This is a genomic window from Herbaspirillum robiniae, assembly GCF_002213415.1.
GTDB lineage: Bacteria > Pseudomonadota > Gammaproteobacteria > Burkholderiales > Burkholderiaceae_D > Herbaspirillum > Herbaspirillum robiniae.
On the sequence record NZ_NJGU01000010.1, the window covers coordinates 232,493 to 249,703 of the forward strand.

Here is a 17,211-nt window from a genome sequence, read left to right on the forward strand (position 1 = left end):
GAAGCGGGGTTCATTGATGCTTGTAGCGTCAATCGATTACTTGCGGGTGCCCACAACTTCGATTTCCACGCGGCGGTTCTTGGCGCGGCCAGCTGCAGTCTTGTTGTCTGCGACCGGTTGCGACTTGCCCTTGCCTTCGGTGTAGACGCGGTTGGCTTCAACACCCTTCGACACCAGGTAGCCCTTGACGGCTTCAGCGCGGCGAACCGACAGCTTCTGGTTGTAGGCGACGGAACCAACGGAGTCGGTGTGGCCGACGGCGATGATGACTTCCAGGTTGATGGCCTTCAGGTTACCGACCAGCTCGTCCAGCTTAGCCTTGCCGGCCGGCTTCAGGACAGCCTTGTCGAAGTCGAAGAAGGCGTCAGCAGCGTAGGTCACTTTTTCCGAGGTCGGAGCAGCAGCAGCAGCAGGAGCCGCGGCCGGTGCAGGAGCAGCAGCAACTGCCGGAGCAGGCGGTTCTTCGCAGGGGCCGTTCACGAAGGCGGTGTTCCAGCACAGACCGTAACCGCTGCGGGTCACGACGTCACGGCCATCTTGCAGGTACAGGCTGCCCGGGCGGACTTTGATGTCCTTGGTTTCCTGAGCAGTGGCAGACAGAGCGATGGCTGCGGACGCAGCAGCGAAGACGAGTTTTGCTAATTTGTTCATGTTTCTCCTCTCGGGTGAGATATCCGCAGATAAACTGCGCTACAAGATTACGACATCAAAAAAATGAATAATATCATGTGTTCAGGTCGTCACAGGCCCTTGTTCCGTGGGGCTTGCGATGAACTTAGCCGCCATTCTGCCACACGGATTGTCCTTGAGCGATGCTTGCTATTTGGTCCAGACAACGTTTTTGGGACTGTGTTGTTTCCACGCAACGCGATTTTTTGGGCTCGTTTTTGTTCCTCTGTGGCTAAAAAAACGTCAGTTTTTGCAAGAATATCCTTATTTTTCATGCAGTTCGCCAATTTCCGCACGGGCATGAATTTGCATTTTGCGGGAATCCAATCATACGAGCAAATCATCAGATATGCCCTGATAGTCGTCGCTCAAAAATGCGGTTCTATAAAAATAGTCCGCCGCCATATTTCCGGCAGTGATTTGATGAGTCGTGAAAATGTCCGCGGGGAAACTTGCTGCGGCGCCTCCTAATATATATAGGCGCTCGCCGCCGGTACGCAGCCTGACCGGCGGCCGTCCCCGCCAGCGGGAGTCGGGCAGGTGGGCGGGGCAGGTGGGCCGGGCAGCGCGGCCAGGGCCCGCAACCCGGCGTTTGGGGCTCCCGGCATGCTAGAATGCACTGTTCAGATCAAGTCTTAGGGCCTCGCCCGCTCGGTGTGCTTTTTTAGCCGAGAAACATCTTTCGACTCTCCAATGGATCAATTCGCTAAAGAAACCATCCCCATTTCCCTCGAAGAAGAGATGCGCAAGAGTTACCTCGATTACGCCATGAGCGTGATCGTGGGGCGGGCACTGCCTGATGTGCGCGATGGCTTGAAGCCCGTCCATCGTCGCGTGCTGTTTGCGATGCATGAGATGAACAACGTCTGGAACCGTCCGTTCGTCAAATGCGCCCGCGTGGTCGGCGAAGTCATGGGTAAATACCACCCGCACGGCGACGCGTCGATCTACGACACCCTGGTGCGCATGGCGCAGGACTTTTCGCTGCGCTACACGCTGGTGGACGGTCAGGGCAACTTCGGCTCGATCGACGGCGACGGCGCCGCGGCGATGCGTTACACCGAGTGCCGCCTGGACAAGATTTCCAACGACCTGTTGGCCGATATCGAGAAGGAAACCGTCGATTTCGTGCCCAACTACGACGGCAAGGAAAAGGAACCGTCGGTACTGCCGACTCGTATTCCCAACCTGCTGGTCAACGGCTCCTCCGGCATCGCCGTGGGCATGGCCACCAACATCCCGCCGCACAACATCACCGAAGTCGTCAACGGCGCGCTGCACCTGCTGGCCAACGAGCATTGCACCATCGATGAGCTCATCGAGCTGGTGCCCGCGCCCGACTTCCCGACTGGCGGCATCATCTACGGCGTCTCCGGCGTGCGCGACGGTTACCGCACCGGCCGCGGCCGCGTGGTGATGCGCGCCAAGACCCACTTCGAAGAGTACGGTCGCGAAGGCCGCATCGCCATCATCGTCGACGAGCTGCCCTACCAGGTCAACAAGAAGGCGCTGCTGGAACGCATCGCCGAGCTGGTGCGCGAGAAGAAGCTCGAAGGCATCTCCGACCTGCGCGACGAGTCCGACAAGTCGGGCATGCGCGTGGTCATCGAATTGAAGCGCGGCGAAGTGCCCGAGGTCGTGCTCAACAACCTGTACAAGCAGACCCAGCTGCAGGACACCTTCGGCATGAACATGGTGGCGCTGGTCGACGGCCAGCCGCGCCTGCTGAACCTGAAGCAGCTGCTGGAATGCTTCCTGTCGCACCGTCGCGAAGTGGTCACCCGCCGCACCGTGTTCGAGCTGCGCAAGGCGCGCGAGCGCGGCCACGTGCTCGAAGGCCTGGCCGTCGCGCTGGCCAACATCGATGACTTCATCGCCATCATCCGCGCCGCGCCGACGCCGCCGATCGCCAAGTCCGAACTGATGGCGCGTTCCTGGGATTCGTCGACCGTGCGCGAAATGCTGGTGCGCGCCGGCGAAGCCAACGAAGGCGGCATCGAGGCCTTCCGTCCGGAAAGCCTGCCGAGCCATTACGGCATCCAGTCCGACGGCCTGTACAAGCTGTCCGACGACCAGGCCCAGGAAATCCTGCAGATGCGTCTGCAGCGCCTGACCGGCCTGGAGCAGGACAAGATCGTCAATGAATACAAGGAAGTCATGGCGCAGATCGCCGATCTGCTCGACATCCTGTCCAAGCCGGCACGCGTGACGGCCATCATCACCGACGAGCTCAACGCCGCCAAGAACGACTACGGCATCGGCGCCAAGGACGAGCGCCGTTCGACCATCGAGTTGAACGCCACCGACCTGGGCACCGAAGACCTGATCACGCCGCAAGACCTGGTGGTGACCCTGTCGCACACCGGTTACATGAAGTCGCAGCCGGTTTCCGAATACCGCGCGCAAAAGCGCGGCGGACGCGGCAAGCAGGCCATGGCGACCAAGGACGACGACTGGATCGACCAGCTCTTCATCGCCAACACGCACGACTACATCCTGTGCTTCTCCAACCGCGGCCGCCTGTACTGGCTGAAGGTGTGGGAAGTGCCGCAGGGTTCGCGCAACTCGCGCGGCAAGCCCATCGTCAACATGTTCCCGCTGCAGGACGGCGAGAAGATCACGGTGATCCTGCCGCTGTCCGGCGAGAACCGCAGCTTCCCCGAAGACCGCTACGTGTTCATGGCAACCAGCCTGGGCACCGTGAAGAAGACCCCGCTGTCGGACTTCTCCAACCCGCGCAAGGCCGGCATCATCGCGGTCGACCTCGATGAGGGCGACTTCCTGATCGGCGCTGCGCTGACCGACGGCGCGCATGACGTGATGCTGTTCTCGGATTCCGGCAAGGCGGTGCGCTTCGACGAAAACGACGTGCGTCCGATGGGCCGCACCGCGCGCGGCGTGCGCGGCATGAACCTGGAAGAAACCCAGCAGGTCATCGCGCTGCTGGTGGCCGAGAACGAGCAGCAGTCAGTGCTGACCGCGACCGAGAACGGCTTCGGCAAGCGCACCCCGATCACCGAGTACACCCGCCACGGCCGCGGCACCAAGGGCATGATCGCGATCCAGACCAGCGAGCGCAACGGCAAGGTCGTCGCCGCGACCCTGGTCGAGCCGACCGATGAGATCATGCTGATCACCACCGGCGGCGTGCTGATCCGCACCCGCGTGTCGGAGATCCGCGAGATGGGCCGCGCGACCCAGGGCGTGACCCTGATCGCGGTGGAAGACGGCACCAAGCTGTCGGGCCTGCAACGCGTGGTGGAGTCGGACGTAGAGGAAGCGGTGGAAACCGATGCCGAGGGCGGTGAAGCCGCAGCAGGCGAGGCACCCGCAGCCGGCGAGTAAGAAGCTTCATGGACAAGGCGGCTCGCATCAAGTGAGCCGCCTTTTTTGATTGTGACGGCAGATATGGTTTACAACTTTTCCGCAGGACCGGCGGTATTGCCCCGGGAAGTGCTGCAGCAGGCAGCTGACGAAATGCTGGACTGGCATGGCAGCGGCATGTCCGTGATGGAGATGAGCCATCGCGGCAAAGAATACATGTCCATCATCGAGGCGGCATTGCGCGACGTGCGTGAGCTGTTTGCGATTCCCTCGAATTACAAGGTGCTGTTCCTGCAGGGCGGCGCCATTGCCGAAAACGCCATCATCCCGATGAACCTGGCGGCGCTGCGCTCGCCCGCGGGCAAGCGCGAGCCCGGCGTGGCCGACTACATCAACACCGGTTCCTGGTCGACCAAGTCGATCAAGGAAGCCGCTCGCTATTGCACCGTCAACGTCGCCGCGTCGTCGGCCGAGCACAAGTTCTCCAGCATCCCGGCGCGCGCCGACTGGAAGCTGTCCAAGGATGCGGCCTACGTCCACATCTGCAGCAACGAGACCATCGACGGCGTCGAGTACCAGTACACCCCGGACGTCGCCGCCGACACCAACGGCGCGCCGCTGGTGGCCGACATGTCCTCGCACATCCTGTCGCGCGAGGTGGACATCTCCAGATACGGCGTCATCTACGGCGGCGCCCAGAAGAACATCGGCCCGGCCGGCGTGACCCTCGTCATCGTGCACGAGGACCTGTTGGGCCACGCGCTGCCGTTCTGCCCCTCGGCCTTCGACTGGAAGATCGTGGCCGACAACGACTCCATGTACAACACCCCGCCGACCTACGCGATCTACATCGCCGGCCTGGTGTTCCAGTGGTTGAAGCGCCAGGGCGGCGTGGCGGCGATGGAGAAGCGCAACATCGCCAAGGCCGAGCTGCTGTACGGCTATCTCGACAGCACCGATTTCTACAGCAACCGCATCGCCAGGGACTGCCGTTCCCGTATGAACGTGCCTTTCTTCCTGAGCGACGAGTCGCTGAACGACACATTCCTCGCCGGCGCCAAAGAGCGCGGGCTGCTGCAGCTGAAAGGCCACAAGTCGGTCGGCGGCATGCGCGCATCGATCTACAACGCGATGCCGATCGAGGGCGTACAGGCCCTGGTCGATTACCTTAAAGAATTCGAAAAGCAGCACGGCTGACATGGGCCGGGGCGGGCGTCGCAAGGTGCCCGCACGGTTCGTGACGGCGCGGTTTCCTCCCGCAGCTTGGGCGGACGCCTTGCGCCGTGCCGCTCCGACGCCAAAGACGCACAGCGCCACGCATCCGCGGGAAGACCGGACGCGCGGCGGATTGAACATGAAAGAGCAAGATGAGTGACGACAAGTTGCTGCCCCTGCGCCAGAAGATCGATGCCATCGATGCGCAGATCCTCGACCTGCTGAACCAGCGCGCCCGCGTCGCGCAGGAAGTGGGCCACGTCAAGGCCGAGACCAACGCCCCGGTGTTTCGCCCCGAGCGCGAAGCCCAGGTGCTGCGCAAGGCCGCCGAACGCAATCCCGGCCCCTTGCTGGGCACCGATATCCAGACCATCTTCCGCGAAGTGATGTCGGCCTGCCGCGCGCTGGAAAAGCGCGTGGTGGTCGCCTATCTCGGCCCGGAAGGCACCTTCAGCGAGCAGGCCGTGTACCAGCAGTTCGGCCATTCCATCGAAGGCTTGCCCTGCGTCTCCATCGACGAGGTGTTCCGCGACGCCGAAGCCGGCACCGCGGATTTCGGTGTGGTGCCGATCGAGAATTCCTCGGAAGGCGTGATCAACCGCACGCTGGACTTGCTATTGCAGACCACGCTGACCATCAGCGGCGAAGTGGCCATTCCCGTGCACCACAGCCTGATGACCAAGAGCGGCACGATGGACGGCATCGGCCGCATCTGCGCGCACTCGCAGGCGCTGGCGCAGTGCAACGCCTGGCTCAACCAGAACTATCCCGGCATCGAGCGCCAGGCGGTGGCTTCCAATGCCGAAGCCGCCCGCATGGCCAGCGAGGATTCCTCGGTGGCGGCCATCGCCGGCGAGATCGCCGGACAGAAGTACAACCTGCAGACCGTCAACGCCCACATCCAGGACGATCCGCACAACCGCACCCGCTTCGCCGTGATCGGTCGCCTGCGCACCGCGCCGTCGGGACGCGACCAGACCTCCATCGTGCTGTCGGTGCCCAACAAGGCCGGCGCGGTGTACAGCCTGCTGGCGCCGCTGGCCAGGCACGGCGTGTCGATGACGCGCTTCGAGTCGCGCCCGGCGCGCATGGGCGCGTGGGAGTACTACTTCTACGTCGACCTCGAAGGTCATGAGCAGGACGAGAAGGTCGCCCAGGCCTTGGCCGAGCTGAAGCAGAACGCCGCCTTCTTCAAGCTGCTGGGGTCGTATCCGCTGGGGCTGTAAGGCCGCGCCGAGCATTCGACCAGATCATCGCGCCGGTGAGCCGGCGCCGTCATCAATTTCCGGAAAGACCACGATGTCCAAACAACTTGCACCCGATTACGTCCGCGCCATCGCTCCCTACCAGGCCGGCAAGCCGATTTCGGAAGTGGCGCGCGAATTCGGCCTGGACGAGGCCGGCATCGTCAAGCTGGCCTCCAACGAAAACCCGCTGGGCATGCCGGAGTCGGCCAAGCTGGCGATGCAGCAGGCGATGGCCGAGCTGGGCCGCTACCCGGACGCCAACGGTTTCGCACTGAAGGCCGCCATCAGCGTCAAGTACGACGTGCCGCAGAGCTGGATCACGCTGGGCAACGGCAGCAACGACATTCTCGAGATCGCCGCGCACGCCTTCGTGCAACCGGGGCAGTCGGTGGTGTACGCGCAGTACGGCTTCCTGGTCTATGCGCTGGCCACGCAGGCGGTCGGCGCGCGCGCCATCGAAGTGCCGGCCAAGGAGTTCGGCCATGACCTGCAGGCCATGGCGCAGGCGATCACCGCCGACACCCGCCTGGTGTATCTCGCCAATCCGAACAACCCGACCGGCACCTTCGTGTCCGCCGCCGAGCTGGAAGCCTTCCTGAAGGCGGTGCCGGCGGACGTGGTGGTGGTGCTGGACGAGGCCTACAACGAATACCTGGCCGCCGAGCACCAGTACGAATCGACCGCCTGGGTGCGCCAGTATCCCAACCTGGTGGTTTCGCGCACCATGTCCAAGGCCTATGGCCTGGCCGGCCTGCGCGTCGGTTTCGCCATTGCGCAGCCCGAGGTGACGGACCTGATGAATCGCATCCGCCAGCCGTTCAACGTCAATTCGCTGGCGCAGGCGGCCGCTATTGCCGCCTTGAACGACAAGGCCTTCCTGCAGAAGAGCGCGGAGGTCAACAGCGCCGGCTATCGCCAGCTGACCGCGGCCTTCGACGAGCTGAAGCTCTCCTATGTGCCGTCCTTCGGCAATTTCGTGCTGGTCAAGGTGGGCGAGGACGACGGCGCCGGGGCGCGGGTCAACCTGGCGCTGCTTCAGCGCGGCATCATCGTGCGCCCGGTCGGCAACTACGGGCTGCCGCAATGGCTGCGCATCTCCATCGGCCTGCCGGAAGAGAACGCGGCCTTCATCGCCGCCCTGAAAACCGTCCTTGCCTGAGTCTGCCGTGTTCAAGAAAGTTGTCATCTTCGGCGTCGGCCTGATCGGCGGTTCATTCGCGCTGGCCTTGCGTCACGCCGACCAGGCCGCCCACATCGTCGGCGTCGGCCGCTCCGCCGAGAGCCTGGCGCGCGCGCGCGAGCTGGGCATCATCGACAGCGTCGCCACCGATGCGGCGGCAGCCGTCGACGGCGCCGACCTGATCATGCTGGCCGCGCCGGTGGCGCAGACCGAAGCCATCCTGGCCTCCATCGCCACGCACCTGGCGCCGGGCGCCATCGTCACCGATGCCGGCAGCACCAAGAGCGACGTGGTCGCGGCGGCCCGCCGCACGCTGGGCGACAAGATCGCGCAGTTCGTGCCGGGCCATCCCATCGCCGGGCGCGAGAAGCACGGGCCCGAGGCTGCGCTGGCCGACCTGTATGCGGGCAAGAAGGTGGTCATCACCGCCTTGCCCGAGAACGGCGCCGGCGACGTCGAGCGCGTGGCCGCCGCCTGGCAGGCTTGCGGGGCGATCATCCATCGCCTGTCGCCGCAGGAGCACGACGCGGTGTTCGCCTCGGTCAGCCACCTGCCGCATGTGCTGGCGTTCGCGCTGGTCGACGACATCGCTGGCAAGCCGCATGCGGCGACGCTGTTCCAGTACGCCGCCAGCGGATTTCGCGATTTCACCCGCATCGCCGGTTCTTCGCCGGAGATGTGGCGCGACATCACGCTGGCCAACCGCGACGCGCTGCTGACCGAGGTCGACGCCTACCTGGCGCAGCTGGGCGCGATGCGGCAGATGATCGCCGCCGGCGACGGCGCCGCGCTGGAGAAGATCTACGCCAGCGCCCAGCATGCCCGGCTGCAATGGGCCGCCGCCATCGAGGCCGCCGAACGCAAGGAAACCTGAGCCGGCGGCGTCTACAATGCAATGGACGGGGCGCGATTGCCGCCCCCACATCAACCCTCATTCCGAACCACGATGAAACAGCCTTCCTACCCCCGACATATCGACCTGGCGCCGGTGCCGCATGTGCAAGGCACGGTCAAGCTGCCGGGCTCGAAAAGCATCTCCAACCGCATCCTGCTGCTGGCCGCCCTGTCCGGCGGCACCACCCGCATCTTCGACCTGCTGGCGTCCGACGACACCCTGGTCATGCTGATGGCGCTGCAGACGCTGGGCGTGAAGTGGGAGCAGATCGAGGGCACCCAGGATTACATCGTGCATGGCGTCAACGGTGTGCTGCCGGTGCACCAGGCCGATCTCTTCATGGGCAATGCCGGCACGGCGATCCGTCCGCTGACCGCGGCCCTGGCTGTGCTGGGCGGCGACTACACGCTGCACGGCGTGCCGCGCATGCACGAGCGGCCCATCGGCGACCTGGTCGATGCGCTGAACGCGGTCGGCATGCATATCGAATACACCGGCAATCCCGGCTATCCGCCGCTGCACATCCGTCGCGGCACGCTCAATTCGCACCGCATGAAGGTGCGCGGCAACGTCTCCAGCCAGTTCCTGACGGCGCTCTTGATGGCCGCGCCGCTGATGGCGCGCGAAGAGGCGATGCAGATCGACGTGGTCGGCGAGCTGATCTCCAAGCCTTATATCGAGATCACGCTGAACCTGATGCGCCGCTTCGGCGTCGAGGTCGAGCGCGACGGCTGGCAACAGTTCACCATCCGCGCCGGCCAGCACTATCGCAGCCCCGGCAGCATCCACGTCGAAGGCGACGCCTCGTCGGCGTCCTACTTCCTGGCCGCAGGCGCGATCGCCGGCGGCCCGATCCGCGTCGAGGGCGTGGGCCGCGACAGCATCCAGGGCGACGTGCGCTTCGTCGAGGCGCTGCAGCAGATGGGCGCCACCATCACCATGGGCGAGAACTGGATCGAGGCGTCCTCCAACGGTCCGCTCAAAGCCATCGATACCGACTTCAATCACATTCCCGATGCCGCCATGACCATCGCCGTGGCCGCGCTGTATGCCGACGGCCCCAGCACCCTGCGCAACATCGCCAGCTGGCGCGTCAAGGAAACCGACCGCCTGGCCGCCATGGCCACCGAGCTGCGCAAGCTCGGCGCCGAGGTGGAGGAGGGCGAGGATTACCTCAAGGTCACCCCGCCGGCCGAGATCGGCAGCGCCGCCATCGACACCTATGACGACCACCGCATGGCCATGTGTTTCTCGCTGGCATCGCTGGACGGCGCCTTGCGCCGCGGCAACCGCGTCCGCATCAACGACCCGAAGTGCGTGGCCAAGACCTTCCCCGATTATTTCGAGGTCTTCAAAAAGATTGCCGAGCAAACCTTGATCTGATAAACCCTCTGTAAAGGGTTTTATCGCATAAATTATTTACTCGAACTGGTTTGCATGGAAAAAGCAAAGATCCCGGTCATCGCCATCGATGGCCCCACCGCATCGGGCAAGGGCACGGTTGCGCAGAAGGTGGCCCAGCAGCTGGGCTTCCATTATCTCGACTCGGGCGCGCTGTACCGCCTGACCGCCTTGTCGGTGCTGCGCCGGGGCGTGGCCCTCAATGACGAGCACGCGCTGGCCAAGGCGGCCGAACACCTGCACTGCCACTTCGACGGCGCCCATATCTTCCTGGCCAACGAGGATGTGACCCAGGCCATCCGCGCCGAAGAGGTCGGCAATACGGCCTCCAAGATTGCTGCTTTGATAACGGTTCGCCAAGCCCTGTACGGCCTGCAGCTGGGCTTTCGCAAGCCGCCCGGCCTGATTGCCGACGGCCGCGACATGGGCACCGTGATCTTCCCGAACGCGCGCCTGAAGGTGTTTTTGACCGCGAGTGTGGAAGCGCGCGCCGAAAGACGCTATAAGCAATTGATTGACAAGGGTTTTTCTGCTAATATCGCAGACCTTTCCCGTGATTTGAGGGAACGCGACGAACGCGACATGAATCGTTCGTCCGCTCCCCTGAAGCCCGCGGAAGACGCATATCACCTGGATACTTCGAACATGACCGCTGACGAGGCGGTGCAGCAGGTGCTCAGTTGGTACGCCGCCCTGGGACATTGACCGGCTTGAATTAAAGCCGGCCCGGCCCCATAAAGGCAGAGGCGAGCGGCAAGGCGGCTCGTGAAGTTGTTGTGCCCGTAGTGTCATTGGTGCCCGGCAGATGCAAAGTCTGACGGGTGTTGATAAACCTAACCCGATATTCAATGCAGCCGGCGCAATGTTGTATGCGAGGGCGGCAGTGCAAGTCAGCGCGATTGCATCGAACGGATACCGGCCAATCTTTCTTTTTCAATTATGTCTACCACTACCGTTATCGCTGCAGGTGTTGATACCTCCGGCGAATTTGCTGCTCTGTTTGAAGAATCGCTGTCGCGTCAGGACATGCGTTCGGGTGAAGTCATTTCGGCAGAAGTCGTGCGTCTGGATCACAACTTCGTGATCGTGAACGCCGGCCTGAAGTCCGAAGCTTTCATCCCTGTTGAAGAATTCAAGAACGACAACGGCGAAGTCGAAGTCAACGTCGGCGACTTCATCTCCGTTGCGATCGAATCGCTGGAAAACGGCTTCGGCGACACCATCCTGTCGCGCGACAAGGCTAAGCGTCTGGCATCGTGGCTCTCGCTGGAAAAGGCGATGGAGTCCGGCGAGATCGTCACCGGCACCGTCAACGGCAAGGTCAAGGGCGGCCTGACCGTTCTGACCAACGGCATCCGCGCCTTCCTGCCGGGTTCGCTGGTCGACACCCGTCCGGTCAAGGACACCACCCCGTTCGAAGGCAAGACCCTGGAATTCAAGGTCATCAAGCTGGACCGCAAGCGCAACAACGTGGTTCTGTCGCGCCGTGCCGTGATCGAAGCCTCGATGGGCGAAGAGCGCGCCAAGCTGATGGAAACCCTGAAGGAAGGCACCGTCGTCACCGGTATCGTCAAGAACATCACCGACTACGGTGCGTTCGTCGACCTGGGCGGCATCGACGGCCTGCTGCACATCACCGACCTGGCATGGCGTCGTGTGCGTCACCCGTCGGAAGTGCTGTCGGTTGGCCAAGAGATCACCGCCAAGGTCCTCAAGTACGATCAAGAGAAGAACCGCGTTTCGCTGGGCGTCAAGCAACTGGGCGACGATCCGTGGACCGGTCTGTCGCGTCGTTACCCGCAAGGCACCCGCCTGTTCGGCAAGGTCACCAACCTGACCGACTACGGTGCGTTCGTTGAAGTCGAACAAGGCATCGAAGGCCTGGTTCACGTCTCCGAAATGGACTGGACCAACAAGAACGTGGCCCCGAACAAGGTTGTCCAGCTGGGCGACGAAGTCGAAGTCATGGTTCTGGAAATCGACGAAGAGCGTCGTCGTATCTCCCTGGGCATGAAGCAGTGCAAGCCGAACCCGTGGGACGACTTCGCCATGAGCCACAAGAAGGGCGACAAGGTCAAGGGTTCGATCAAGTCGATCACCGACTTCGGCGTGTTCATCGGCCTGACCGGCAACATCGACGGCCTGGTGCACCTGTCCGACCTGTCCTGGACCGAAGCCGGCGAAGAAGCCGTGCGCAAGTTCAAGAAGGGCGACGAGCTGGAAGCCGTGGTTCTGGCCATCGACGTCGAGCGCGAGCGCGTTTCCCTGGGCGTGAAGCAACTGGAAGGCGACCCGTTCAACAACTTCGCTGCACTGAACGACAAGGGCGCTATCGTCACCGGTACCGTCAAGTCGGTCGAGCCGAAGGGCGCCGTGATCCAGCTGAACGACGAAGTCGAAGGCTACCTGCGTGCATCCGAAATCTCCCGCGACCGCGTGGAAGATGCCGGTACCCACCTGAAGGTTGGCGATTCCGTCGAAGCCCTGGTCATCAACATCGACCGCAAGGCTCGCAGCATCCAGCTGTCGATCAAGGCCAAGGACAACGCCGAGACCCAGGAAGCCATGCAGAAGATGTCGGCCGACTCCAACGCAGCTTCGGGCACCACCAGCCTGGGCGCGCTGCTGAAGGCTAAGCTCGACAACAAGAACTGATCCTTCGGGCCACGATGACAAAGTCGGAGCTGATTGCCCGCTTGGCTGAGCGTTATCCGCAGCTGGTCGCTAAAGATGCGGATTACGCGGTCAAAACCATCCTCGATGCCATGGTCGACGCGCTTGCGACCGGCCAGCGCATCGAGATCCGGGGTTTTGGCAGCTTTGCGCTGAATCGCCGCCCGCCGCGTATCGGACGCAATCCCAAGTCCGGCGACAAGGTGATGGTTCCCGAAAAACGGGTGCCGCACTTCAAGCCGGGCAAGGAATTGCGCGAACGCGTCGACGCGATGGTCGGCCAGCCTATCCGCGAGGATTGAACCGGCGGCGTCATCGTCCCAGGCAGCACTTGAGCAGCATCCGTTGGCAAGCCGCAGCACCCGGAGCCGCATGGCGAAAGGGTGTAAAGGCTTATCAACAAAATGAACGGCATCTTTGGATGCCGTTTTTTTTCACGTACAATTCCGCTTTGACCTCAGAAGCGAGAGATTCCGGGCCGATTTTCCGGGATGGCGCAACAATATTGCGCGCGTCGATGAGCGGGCGCAAAGCGAGCCGCTCGATTTTTCCGTTCAATGCTCACGTTCGCTTTTGGCGTTCGGGGTTCACGTTCGGTTGTCACGCGCGGTTGTCTCGCTCGTTTTTTAAGCTCGTTTTTAAGCTCGTTTTTAAGCTCGCTTCTCAGGCCATCATATCGACCAGCCCAAAAGAGGATTACGCCATGAAAATAATTTCCCGATTGATCGCGGCCATCCTGTTCGTCTTCTTCTTTTTCTTCGCGCTGCGCAATACCCAGGAAGTGACCATGCATTTCTTCCTCGGCTATGAGCGCACCGACCCGCTGGTGCTGGTGCTGCTGGCGTTCTTCGTGATCGGCGCCGTACTGGGCGTGCTGGCGATGACGCCGATGGTGTTCCGCCATCGCCGTGAAGCGGCGCGCTACAAGAAGGCGCTGGCGCAGATCCAGAAGCAGCAGGACGAGATCGCCCAGGCCCAGGCGCAGCCGCCGCAGCCGGACAGCGTGATCACCGCTCAGCACATCCTCTAATCTTTTCTCCCACTTTATGGAATTTGAATTCTGGTGGTTGCTCGGCATCCCCGTCTTTTTCGGACTGGGCTGGATCGCCGCGCGGGTTGACATCAACCAGCTGTTGTCCGAGTCGCGCAGCCTGCCGCGCGGCTACTTCAAGGGCCTGAATTTCCTGCTCAACGAGCAACCCGACAAGGCCATCGACGCCTTCATCGAAATCGTCAAGCTCGATCCCGAAACGGTGGATCTGCATTTCGCGCTGGGCAACCTGTTCCGCCGCCGCGGAGAGACCGAGCGCGCCATCCGCGTGCACCAGAACCTGCTGGCGCGTCCCGACCTGCCGGCCGAGCATCATGGGCATGCCCTTTACGAGCTGGGCCAGGATTACCTGAAAGCCGGCCTGCTGGACCGCGCCGAAGAGACCTTCAACAAGCTGATCGACACCCAGTACAGCGCCCAGGCCGGCCGCGCATTGCTGGAAATCTACCAGCGCGAAAAGGAATGGGCGCGCGCCATCTCCGCCGCCGAGATCCTGCAGGCCACCGGCGCCGGCGGACGCCAGCGCGAGATCGCCCAGTTCTATTGCGAACTGGCCGCCGACGAGCTGGTGCGCACCAACGCCGACGCCGCCATCGAACTGCTGGACAAGGCGCTGGCCGCCGACCGCAAGAGTGTGCGCGCCACCATGCTGCTGGGCGACGCGCTGCGCGCCAAGGGCGACATCGAAGGCGCGCTGGAAACCTGGCGCCGCGTCGAGCACCAGAGCGTGCCGCATACGGCCCTGGTGGCGCGCCGCCTGATGGATGGCTACCTCGCCGTCGGCCGCCCGCAGGAGGGTATCAACCTGCTGCGCGCCTACCTGGCTGAAGCGCCGTCGATCGACCTGCTGGAAGTGGTGTTCCAGGCGGTGCTGGACGCCGACGGCGTGGAAGCCGCCAACAGCCTGGTCAGCGAGGAGCTGCGCCGCACCCCTACGCTGCTGGGCCTGGACAAATTCCTCGAAGCGCGCATGATGACCGCGCCGCTCAACGTGCGCCCCGAGCTGTCGGTGGTCAAGACCCTGGTGCACGGTTACACCCAGAAGCTGGCGCGTTATCAGTGCAGCCACTGCGGCTTCAAGGCGCGCCAGTTCTACTGGCAGTGCCCGGGCTGCAGCCACTGGGAAACCTATCCGCCGCGTCGTACTGAAGAACTGAATGTAATGAACTGAGGCCGCAGCGCCGTTTTTTGAGAATCTGGACCAATCATGAAAATCACCATTATCGGCACCGGCTACGTTGGCCTGGTCACCGGTGCCTGCCTGGCGGAGCTGGGCAACGACGTTTTCTGCCTGGACGTTGACCAATCCAAGGTCGACATCCTCAACAGCGGCGGCATTCCGATCCATGAGCCGGGCCTGGACGACGTGGTGGCGCGCAACCGCGCCGCCGGCCGCCTGCAGTTCTCCACCGACGTCGCCGCCAGCGTGGCCCACGGCGACGTGCAGTTCATTGCCGTGGGCACGCCGCCCGACGAAGACGGGTCGGCTGACCTGCAGTACGTGCTCGCCGCCGCGCGCAACATCGGTCGTCACATGGACGGCTTCAAGGTCGTGGTCGACAAATCGACCGTGCCGGTAGGGACCGCCGACAAGGTCACGGCGGCCATTGCCGATGAACTGGCCAAACGCGGCAAGAACGAGGGTTTCTCGGTCGTCTCCAATCCCGAGTTCCTGAAAGAGGGCGCGGCGGTGGAGGACTTCATGCGTCCCGACCGCATCGTCATCGGCCACGACCAGACCACCGAAGGCCTGCGCGCCCACGCGCTGATGAAGAAGCTGTACGCGCCCTTCAACCGCAACCATGAGCGCACCTACTGGATGGACGTGCGTTCGGCCGAATTCACCAAGTACGCCGCCAACGCCATGCTGGCCACCCGCATCTCGTTCATGAACGAGCTGGCCAACCTGGCCGACAAGGTCGGCGCCGACATCGAGGCCGTGCGCCACGGCATCGGCTCGGACCCGCGCATCGGCCACAGCTTCCTGTATGCCGGTTGCGGCTACGGCGGCTCCTGCTTCCCCAAGGATGTGCAGGCGCTGGAGCGCACTGCGCGCGACTACGATCAGGATCTGCTGATCCTGCGCGCGGTCGAGCAGGTGAACGATTTCCAGAAGCACGTGCTGGGCAAGAAGGTGGTCAAGCGCTTCGGCGACGACCTGAGCGGCAAGCACTTCGCGGTCTGGGGCCTGGCGTTCAAGCCCAACACCGACGACATGCGCGAAGCCTCGTCGCGCGTGCTGATCGGCGAGCTGGTGCGCCGCGGCGCCACCGTCGCCGTCTACGATCCGGTGGCGATGAAGGAAGCCGGGCGCGTGCTGAAGCTGGATTTTGCCGACGATGCCAAGCTGTTCGATCGCATCAGCTTCGCCGCCAATCCGATGGCCGCCCTGGGCGACGCCGATGCGCTGGCGATCGTAACCGAGTGGAAGGCCTTCCGCAGCCCGGACTTCGATCGCGTCAAGGCGGCATTGAAGAATCCGGTGATCTTCGACGGCCGCAACCTGTTCGAGCCGCAAGTGATGGCCGACATCGGCATTGAATACCACGGCATCGGCCGTTCTATCTTGACTCGTGGATAAGACGATGGAAAACACTATCACCGCCGCCTGGAATACCGCCCGCATCCTGATCGTGGGCGACGTGATGCTGGACCGCTACTGGTTCGGCGAAGTCAACCGCATTTCGCCCGAGGCGCCGGTGCCGGTGGTGCGCGTCGAGAAGCGCGAAGAGCGCTTGGGCGGCGCAGCCAACGTCGCACGCAATACCGCCAGCCTAGGCGCCAGGACGGCGCTCCTGGGCGTGACCGGGGACGATGAACCGGCGCGCGTGGTGGATGCCATGCTGGGCGAGATGGGCATCGCCAGCCATCTCAACCGCGACGCTTCGATCTCCACCATCGTCAAGCTGCGCGTGATCGGTCGCCAGCAGCAGCTGGTGCGCATCGACTTCGAGGAAGCGCCGACCGACACCGTGCTGCGCGACAAGCTCACGCAGTTCAATTCGCTGGTGGCCAACTACGACGTCATCATCTTCTCCGACTACGCCAAGGGCAGCCTGGTCAACGTCGCCGAGATGATCGCCACCGCCCGCCAGCAGGGCAAGCGTATCCTGGTCGACCCCAAGGGCGACGATTTCGCGCGCTACGCCGGCGCTTCGATCCTGACGCCGAACAAGTCCGAGCTGGTGCGCATCGTCGGTCAGTGGAAAGGCGAAGAAGACCTCACCGCGCGCGCGCAGAACCTGCGCGCCTCGCTGAACCTGGAAGCGCTGCTGTTGACGCGCTCCGAGGAAGGGATGAGCCTGTACCGCGAAGGCGACGTGCAGCATTTCCCGACCATGGCGCGCGAGGTGTTCGACGTTTCCGGCGCCGGCGACACCGTCATCGCCACGCTGGCGGTGATGCTGGGCGCGGGCGCATCGCTGGTGGATGCGGTCACCATGGCCAACCGCGCCGGTGGCATCGTGGTCGGCAAGCTGGGTACGGCGACCGTCACGCGCGAGGAGCTGCTCGGCGCCTGACAGGGCCGGCGCAATCGCGGCGCGTTTCTAGTTGA

15 protein-coding genes are annotated in these 17,211 nt (G+C 63.4%); 14 read left to right on the forward strand and 1 reads right to left on the reverse strand.

Annotation, left to right across the window (positions count from 1 at the left end; translation table 11 throughout):
- Positions 1 to 36: 36 nt before the first annotated feature.
- Positions 37 to 651 carry an outer membrane protein OmpA gene (gene ompA, locus CEJ42_RS18990; RefSeq protein ID WP_079218476.1) on the reverse strand — a complete coding sequence of 205 codons (615 nt, stop codon included), beginning with the start codon at positions 649 to 651 and terminating at the stop codon, positions 37 to 39.
- A 63-nt stretch (positions 652 to 714) separates the two neighbouring features.
- On the opposite strand from ompA, the gene CEJ42_RS24750 reads away from it, so the two are divergent.
- From CEJ42_RS24750 to rfaE1, 14 genes are all read left to right on the forward strand, one after another.
- Complete coding sequence (locus CEJ42_RS24750; RefSeq protein WP_129587783.1) at positions 715 to 1,140, forward strand: hypothetical protein; 426 nt, start codon at positions 715 to 717, stop codon at positions 1,138 to 1,140.
- A gap of 222 nt (positions 1,141 to 1,362) precedes the next feature.
- Complete coding sequence (gyrA, locus tag CEJ42_RS18995; RefSeq protein ID WP_079218477.1) at positions 1,363 to 4,014, forward strand: DNA gyrase subunit A; 2,652 nt, start codon at positions 1,363 to 1,365, stop codon at positions 4,012 to 4,014.
- A gap of 63 nt (positions 4,015 to 4,077) precedes the next feature.
- Positions 4,078 to 5,190 carry a 3-phosphoserine/phosphohydroxythreonine transaminase gene (gene serC / locus CEJ42_RS19000; RefSeq protein WP_088752147.1) on the forward strand — a complete coding sequence of 371 codons (1,113 nt, stop codon included), beginning with the start codon at positions 4,078 to 4,080 and terminating at the stop codon, positions 5,188 to 5,190.
- Between the two features lie 170 nt (positions 5,191 to 5,360).
- Positions 5,361 to 6,434, forward strand: a complete 1,074-nt coding sequence (gene pheA, locus CEJ42_RS19005) for a prephenate dehydratase (RefSeq protein ID WP_079218479.1) — start codon at positions 5,361 to 5,363, stop codon at positions 6,432 to 6,434.
- Positions 6,435 to 6,507: 73 nt separating this feature from the next.
- Positions 6,508 to 7,614, forward strand: a complete 1,107-nt coding sequence (gene hisC / locus CEJ42_RS19010; RefSeq protein WP_088752148.1) for a histidinol-phosphate transaminase — start codon at positions 6,508 to 6,510, stop codon at positions 7,612 to 7,614.
- Positions 7,615 to 7,621: 7 nt separating this feature from the next.
- The gene (locus tag CEJ42_RS19015) at positions 7,622 to 8,509 is read left to right on the forward strand and encodes a prephenate dehydrogenase (RefSeq protein ID WP_088752149.1); all 888 of its coding nucleotides are present in this window, start codon (positions 7,622 to 7,624) and stop codon (positions 8,507 to 8,509) included.
- A 72-nt stretch (positions 8,510 to 8,581) separates the two neighbouring features.
- Positions 8,582 to 9,913: a 3-phosphoshikimate 1-carboxyvinyltransferase gene (gene aroA, locus CEJ42_RS19020; RefSeq protein ID WP_079218482.1), complete on the forward strand. Its 1,332-nt coding sequence runs from the start codon at positions 8,582 to 8,584 to the stop codon at positions 9,911 to 9,913.
- A gap of 54 nt (positions 9,914 to 9,967) precedes the next feature.
- Positions 9,968 to 10,636, forward strand: a complete 669-nt coding sequence (gene cmk / locus CEJ42_RS19025) for a (d)CMP kinase (RefSeq protein WP_088752150.1) — start codon at positions 9,968 to 9,970, stop codon at positions 10,634 to 10,636.
- Between the two features lie 321 nt (positions 10,637 to 10,957).
- Positions 10,958 to 12,586 (forward strand): 30S ribosomal protein S1, encoded by a 1,629-nt coding sequence (gene rpsA / locus CEJ42_RS19030; protein ID WP_237772437.1) that lies wholly within the window; start codon positions 10,958 to 10,960, stop codon positions 12,584 to 12,586.
- A gap of 14 nt (positions 12,587 to 12,600) precedes the next feature.
- Positions 12,601 to 12,906, forward strand: a complete 306-nt coding sequence (locus CEJ42_RS19035) for an integration host factor subunit beta (protein ID WP_006462119.1) — start codon at positions 12,601 to 12,603, stop codon at positions 12,904 to 12,906.
- Positions 12,907 to 13,307: 401 nt separating this feature from the next.
- Positions 13,308 to 13,634 (forward strand): LapA family protein, encoded by a 327-nt coding sequence (locus tag CEJ42_RS19040; RefSeq protein ID WP_079218485.1) that lies wholly within the window; start codon positions 13,308 to 13,310, stop codon positions 13,632 to 13,634.
- 16 nt (positions 13,635 to 13,650) lie between these two features.
- Entirely contained in the window at positions 13,651 to 14,826 is a 1,176-nt protein-coding gene (gene lapB, locus CEJ42_RS19045) for a lipopolysaccharide assembly protein LapB (protein WP_079218486.1), read from the forward strand.
- Positions 14,827 to 14,862: 36 nt separating this feature from the next.
- Positions 14,863 to 16,236, forward strand: a complete 1,374-nt coding sequence (locus CEJ42_RS19050; protein ID WP_088752152.1) for a UDP-glucose dehydrogenase family protein — start codon at positions 14,863 to 14,865, stop codon at positions 16,234 to 16,236.
- A 4-nt stretch (positions 16,237 to 16,240) separates the two neighbouring features.
- On the forward strand, positions 16,241 to 17,176 hold the full coding sequence (gene rfaE1 / locus CEJ42_RS19055; RefSeq protein ID WP_088752153.1) for a D-glycero-beta-D-manno-heptose-7-phosphate kinase: 936 nt from the start codon (positions 16,241 to 16,243) through the stop codon (positions 17,174 to 17,176).
- The last annotated feature ends 35 nt before the right edge of the window (positions 17,177 to 17,211 follow it).

Excerpts from the sequence above, each read along its gene's own strand:
- ompA (WP_079218476.1), bottom strand. The coding sequence starts at position 651 with ATGAACAAATTAGCAAAACTCGTCTTCGCTGCTGCGTCCGCAGCCATC.
- CEJ42_RS19035 (WP_006462119.1), top strand. The coding sequence starts at position 12,601 with ATGACAAAGTCGGAGCTGATTGCCCGCTTGGCTGAGCGTTATCCGCAG.
- aroA (WP_079218482.1), top strand. The coding sequence starts at position 8,582 with ATGAAACAGCCTTCCTACCCCCGACATATCGACCTGGCGCCGGTGCCG.
- serC (WP_088752147.1), top strand. The coding sequence starts at position 4,078 with ATGGTTTACAACTTTTCCGCAGGACCGGCGGTATTGCCCCGGGAAGTG.
- CEJ42_RS24750 (WP_129587783.1), top strand. The coding sequence starts at position 715 with ATGAATAATATCATGTGTTCAGGTCGTCACAGGCCCTTGTTCCGTGGG.
- cmk (WP_088752150.1), top strand. The coding sequence starts at position 9,968 with ATGGAAAAAGCAAAGATCCCGGTCATCGCCATCGATGGCCCCACCGCA.
- CEJ42_RS19040 (WP_079218485.1), top strand. The coding sequence starts at position 13,308 with ATGAAAATAATTTCCCGATTGATCGCGGCCATCCTGTTCGTCTTCTTC.
- rfaE1 (WP_088752153.1), top strand. The coding sequence starts at position 16,241 with ATGGAAAACACTATCACCGCCGCCTGGAATACCGCCCGCATCCTGATC.
- CEJ42_RS19050 (WP_088752152.1), top strand. The coding sequence starts at position 14,863 with ATGAAAATCACCATTATCGGCACCGGCTACGTTGGCCTGGTCACCGGT.
- pheA (WP_079218479.1), top strand. The coding sequence starts at position 5,361 with ATGAGTGACGACAAGTTGCTGCCCCTGCGCCAGAAGATCGATGCCATC.
- lapB (WP_079218486.1), top strand. The coding sequence starts at position 13,651 with ATGGAATTTGAATTCTGGTGGTTGCTCGGCATCCCCGTCTTTTTCGGA.
- rpsA (WP_237772437.1), top strand. The coding sequence starts at position 10,958 with ATGCGTTCGGGTGAAGTCATTTCGGCAGAAGTCGTGCGTCTGGATCAC.
- gyrA (WP_079218477.1), top strand. The coding sequence starts at position 1,363 with ATGGATCAATTCGCTAAAGAAACCATCCCCATTTCCCTCGAAGAAGAG.
- hisC (WP_088752148.1), top strand. The coding sequence starts at position 6,508 with ATGTCCAAACAACTTGCACCCGATTACGTCCGCGCCATCGCTCCCTAC.